Below are 4,654 nucleotides of genomic sequence, written 5' to 3'. Positions count from 1 at the left end.
GGACCGAACATTCGTTCCGTTCCATATGCAGAAAAACCGCTTGTATGTTCGTATGTTCTATTGAAAATACGCTTGTGTGTTCGTATAATAGAAAGTAGGTAATACTTGGTTAAACAGGTTGACATTACTATAAAATAGGTTTTATAATGTGAATGTAACTGAATCAAGTTGAAAACAACCGAAACAAACTGAAAGTAGGTGAATCTTTTGTCGGAACAATATTACACGATAAAAGAAGTCGCAACACAACTAAAGGTATCCGAGAGAACTGTGCATAACTGGATCAAGAAGGAGCAATTGGAGTCTTACAAAGTGGGTCGGTTAACTCGTATATCTGAAGAACAGTTGAAAGCCTATTTGGAGAAGGAAAAACAGTAATAGAAAAGGGGATATTTGACGGATGAATAATGTTACTCTAGTTGGACGTTTAACAAAAGATGTGGATTTACGTTATACACCGAACGGCGTTGCGGTGGCAACTTTCACAATGGCGGTACCACGCAAATTTGCGGATACTAACGGTGAAAGAGGTTCCAATTTTATCAATTGCGTTGTTTGGAGAAAGCAAGCTGAAAATATGGCGAATTATACAGAAAAAGGTCAACGTGTCGGAGTCAGTGGAGAGATTCAGTCACGTAACTATGAATCCCAAAATGGAGATAGGGTATATGTGACTGAGGTTCTTGCTGAAAACGTTACATTTTTAGATAAACCGCAAAATAACAACGGAAACAACAGATAGGAGGAAAATTTGTGGACAAGCCATTACAAAGGAAACGTTTCGTACTTGAGAATGAAGGGCGCACTTTGGTTTTCGAAGAAAAGGATAATGGATTATATTCTATTTCTGAAGGTTTGGATCAGGAGTATCATGTTGTTTCTATGTCAAGAAGTGAGTTGTTAATAGCGTTTGAAATGATGTTAGGTGAAGTTTTGTAGTTTAGTAAGATGGGGTGATTATTCACCTCTCTTATTTATAAGAAGGTGGTGTTCATCATGGCTAAAAAACGTCTAAAGAAGAAACTAGAAAAGAAGAAAAAGATAAGTCTATTATTATCTAATTCTAGCATTTCTAAAAAAGATACAAAGCGTTTAAAAGGTCGTGAATTAGATGTAGTTTATAAACAGGTAAATCAAAAGGTAAAGAATAGAGAACGAGCTAGAGCTATATCAGCAGAAGCGAAAAAGTGGGGGCTTTCACCTACTAAGTTTAATTCATGGAAGAAACTACTTCCTGAAATTGAACGTATAAAGAAAGAGATCGCCAAGGAAAAGAAAAGAGAAGAACAAAGAAGGAAGAGAGCGGAAAAGAATAAAGGGAAGGCTCTATATGTTTTTTGGACAGATACGCAGGGTCATTCATTAGAAGAATGGGATAGACAAAGGGATCAAGTAGAACACATTTATAGTGTTCATGGAGAGGAAGGGCTTAGAAGCCATATTCAAACCACTATACATGATAGATTAGGTATTCCTACTGGGGCTTGTGACGCTCCACAAATTGTTGATGATAAATCACAAATCGAATTAACTAACTATTATTATGCTGATGGTTGGCGTGAAGTGTATAGCGGGAAATGTAGGTATTGGTTGCCTATTTTAAAGTTGATCGCAACTATGATGACAGCTTTATATAAACCAGAAGATAAATTACAATTTGTTCTTGATCTAGCAGCGGAAGTTGATTATTTCAATAATGAATTTGCAGAGCGGATACACGGGCTGATCTACTAAGGAGGTTTTCGAAGTGTCACGACAAAAAAGACAAAAAGAAAGTGACAAGCCTTTTAAACTTGTCACACTCGACGTTGAAACCCGAGGAAGATTTGGAGAGGTCTTCCAGATCGGGATATTTGACGGTGAATCATTTCTTCACTCTACTGACGTTAGTTTCATCTTAACACACTTAAAGTCACTACTTCAAGAGTATGAATTGCATATCTATACTCATTTTTTAGATTTTGATTTATCGAAGATATTACAACATTTATTAGATATAGATAGAATTGATTTTAACGATTCGTTATTTATAAATAATAGAGTCGTAAAATTTACAACTAATAACGGAATGGTTTTTCATGATTCTTATAAAATGTTACTAGGTTCACTGGCAGATCTGTGCGAGGATTTCGGTCTATCTATTGATAACAGTAAAGTTAATCTAGAAAAATATATGAAAGAAAATGGATATGAAGATAAGGAAGACTTTTTCAAAAGGGTACCTTCTGATGATCCGGTTCTAATTCATTATTTAGAAATGGATTGTAAATCACTTTATTATATTTTGATGGAAGTAATTCATTTAGTAGGTTTACCGGACAAAGTTTTTGCGAGTTGTCCGACAGTTGCATCTTTAGCGAAAACATTTTTCCAACATTTCTTCAAAGAAGATTACAAGAAAGCAATTTCTACTAATTACTTTGGAGCTGAAGGAGAATATTTAGAACAGCAAGTGAGAGCTGGTTATCACGGAGGAAGAACGGAAGTATACAAACCAATTGCCGAAGATGTTTATCATTATGATGTAGTAAGTATGTATCCGGCGATCATGAAGACAATGGATATTCCGTACGGTCATTATACGATCCATCGTAAAACTGATAGAGTGAAACCGAAAACAGTTTATATGAGTCACAAGTTATCCGGTGGTAAAAATGGAGCAGGTTTTGCACTTGTGAAATTGTATGTACCAGAAGAACTAAACATACCACCACTACCTTTTAAATTTTCTAGAAAACTATTATTCCCAACAGGTTATTTATGGGGTGTTTGGTCATTCGAAGAATTAAAGATGGCTGAATCATTCGGGGTAGTAATAGAGGATATTCAAGAAGTTTATTTTTGGACAAAAAAAGATAAATTATTTAAAGGTTATATTGAGTACTTTGAAAAGTTGAAACAAGGAAGTACAGGCGGAAAAAGAGCAGTTGCTAAACTTATGCAAACGGCACTCTATGGACGTTTTGCTATGAGAAGGATTCAAACATCCTACTGTAATATTGAAGAGGAAGAAAAAAGAAAAACAGAAGGTTCGATATATGTAAAGAAACAATATACGAAATTCAAAGGTTCAGAACAAGAATACATTATGTATAAGAGCATTTCACAATCAAAAACAATTCAACCGCATATTTCAGCTTATATAACGAGTTATGCGAGAGTGAAATTATATAAAGATTTAATGGAAGAAAAGGCGAACGGCGCGGATATTTATTACACTGATACAGATGCTATTGTGACAAGTAAAGAAATGAATCCAAACAAAGTTGGTAATGAATACGGAAAATGGTTACCGGAAGGTAAGATCAGCAGGGGGATCTACCTACAAGAGAAGATGTATTCGGAATTAGGGATCAAATGGAATGAGCTAGAACAAATACACGAATTCTACGAAAAGACTAAAGCAAAAGGTGTTATAAAGGATGCTAGATCATTAGATTATAAACAATTTGAAGAGTTTTATATGTCCTTAATAGATGGAGAAAAGAAAATCAAATTGTACGATAGTTATATAAGAAGAGCATCTTTAGGTTATGTATTGAATGGTAACAAGGACATAGAAGCAACCGTTTCTGAATCCAAACACATAGCCTTAAAAAGAAGAAAGAAACGTTTGATAGATTATATAAGAAATATAAGTATTCCGCATCACTTTGAATCTTATGATGCAAAAACACCGCGTTACTGGGCTGATGAAGAATTAGAAAACGAAATGTGGAAGTTGGCTAAATTCCACGATACACCGACAGGTAGTTATGAAGGTGATGTTTCATGAGGGTTCAAAGTCACACTTGCAATGAAATATTAAAAATTGATATGTCACTAGAAAAAGAAGATAAGAACGCAATTATTGAAATGTTTGAGAAAAAGGGATTTACAAATGTACACGGTCTTTCATATAAGCGTGGTAGCGGGGAAAAAAGAGCGCAATTAACTTTCTTAAAGTCACACCAAGTAGAAGAGGTTAAGGGGGATAATTATGTTGAGTGAAAGAGAAAAAGAAGCGATGGAATGCATTGAGGGGTATATTTCAGAATTTGGTTTTGCACCTTCTGTTCGTGATCTAGGTGATCGTTTGTATGTTAGTTATAAAACAGCTCATCGTTATTTGTTACAATTAGAAAAGAAAGGAAAAATCAAACGACTTCATCACAAATCACGTTCAATTCAAATTTGTTGAAAGGGGTGTGACAATTGAAAGATAAGATACATGAATTGATAATTGAGTTATTGCAAATGGATAAGTCTGTTGTATCAAAAGAGTATATAGTTAAAAGATTGTTAGAAATAGAGAAAGAAGGCTAGCGGACAAGCTAGTCTTTTTTTATTTGTCCAAAATGACACACGTGTGACGTTATGCGGAACGTTCGTTCGTATTATAGTATACATATACAGAACATACATTCTATTTTAAGGAGTGAGATACATGAACGACATGCTAAAAGCAATTGAAGAAAATCCCTTTCTATTACGATTCGGGGACGGACAATTCTTCGCCAAAAAGAAAGTTGAAGAGGAAGAAGTGGACGACATCGACGACGATGAGGAAGAAGAAAAACCGAAACCTAAAAGAAAATCCAAAAGTGAGGAGGACGCACCACAATGGGCAAAGACATTCATGTCGACGATACAGGAAGTAATAAAGCCGAAGGAA

General features: G+C 35.0%; 6 protein-coding genes and 2 pseudogenes. All 8 read left to right on the top strand.

Translation table 11 applies throughout. The annotated features are described in order from the left end of the window. Positions 1-198: 198 nt before the first annotated feature. Entirely contained in the window at positions 199-378 is a 180-nt protein-coding gene (locus tag MR107_RS31790) for a helix-turn-helix domain-containing protein (protein WP_098829853.1), read from the top strand. A gap of 22 nt (positions 379-400) precedes the next feature. Next, a pseudogene (gene ssb, locus MR107_RS29320) lies at positions 401-739 on the top strand (single-stranded DNA-binding protein); the annotation flags it as partial. A gap of 14 nt (positions 740-753) precedes the next feature. Beyond that, positions 754-939, top strand: coding sequence for a hypothetical protein (locus tag MR107_RS29315; RefSeq protein ID WP_166696228.1), 186 nt, complete (start codon positions 754-756; stop codon positions 937-939). Between the two features lie 57 nt (positions 940-996). Further along, on the top strand, positions 997-1,734 hold the full coding sequence (locus MR107_RS29310) for a hypothetical protein (protein ID WP_242293094.1): 738 nt from the start codon (positions 997-999) through the stop codon (positions 1,732-1,734). Between the two features lie 13 nt (positions 1,735-1,747). After that, positions 1,748-3,775, top strand: a complete 2,028-nt coding sequence (locus tag MR107_RS29305; protein WP_166696230.1) for a DNA polymerase — start codon at positions 1,748-1,750, stop codon at positions 3,773-3,775. After that, positions 3,772-3,990, top strand: coding sequence for a hypothetical protein (locus MR107_RS29300; protein WP_166696232.1), 219 nt, complete (start codon positions 3,772-3,774; stop codon positions 3,988-3,990). Before MR107_RS29305 ends, MR107_RS29300 begins: the two co-directional genes overlap by 4 nt. Further along, complete coding sequence (locus tag MR107_RS29295) at positions 3,980-4,180, top strand: LexA family protein (RefSeq protein ID WP_166696234.1); 201 nt, start codon at positions 3,980-3,982, stop codon at positions 4,178-4,180. The genes MR107_RS29300 and MR107_RS29295 overlap by 11 nt, the downstream gene beginning before the upstream one ends. A gap of 246 nt (positions 4,181-4,426) precedes the next feature. After that, positions 4,427-4,654, top strand: a pseudogene (locus MR107_RS29290) (hypothetical protein); the annotation flags it as partial.

Source organism: Bacillus cereus group sp. BfR-BA-01441, from assembly GCF_022663075.1.
GTDB lineage: Bacteria > Bacillota > Bacilli > Bacillales > Bacillaceae_G > Bacillus_A > Bacillus_A cereus.
The sequence above is the reverse complement of the archived record's forward strand: the minus strand, read 5'-3'. Positions and strand labels throughout refer to the sequence as shown.

Excerpts from the sequence above, each read along its gene's own strand:
- MR107_RS29295 (WP_166696234.1), top strand. The coding sequence starts at position 3,980 with ATGTTGAGTGAAAGAGAAAAAGAAGCGATGGAATGCATTGAGGGGTAT.
- MR107_RS29310 (WP_242293094.1), top strand. The coding sequence starts at position 997 with ATGGCTAAAAAACGTCTAAAGAAGAAACTAGAAAAGAAGAAAAAGATA.
- MR107_RS29300 (WP_166696232.1), top strand. The coding sequence starts at position 3,772 with ATGAGGGTTCAAAGTCACACTTGCAATGAAATATTAAAAATTGATATG.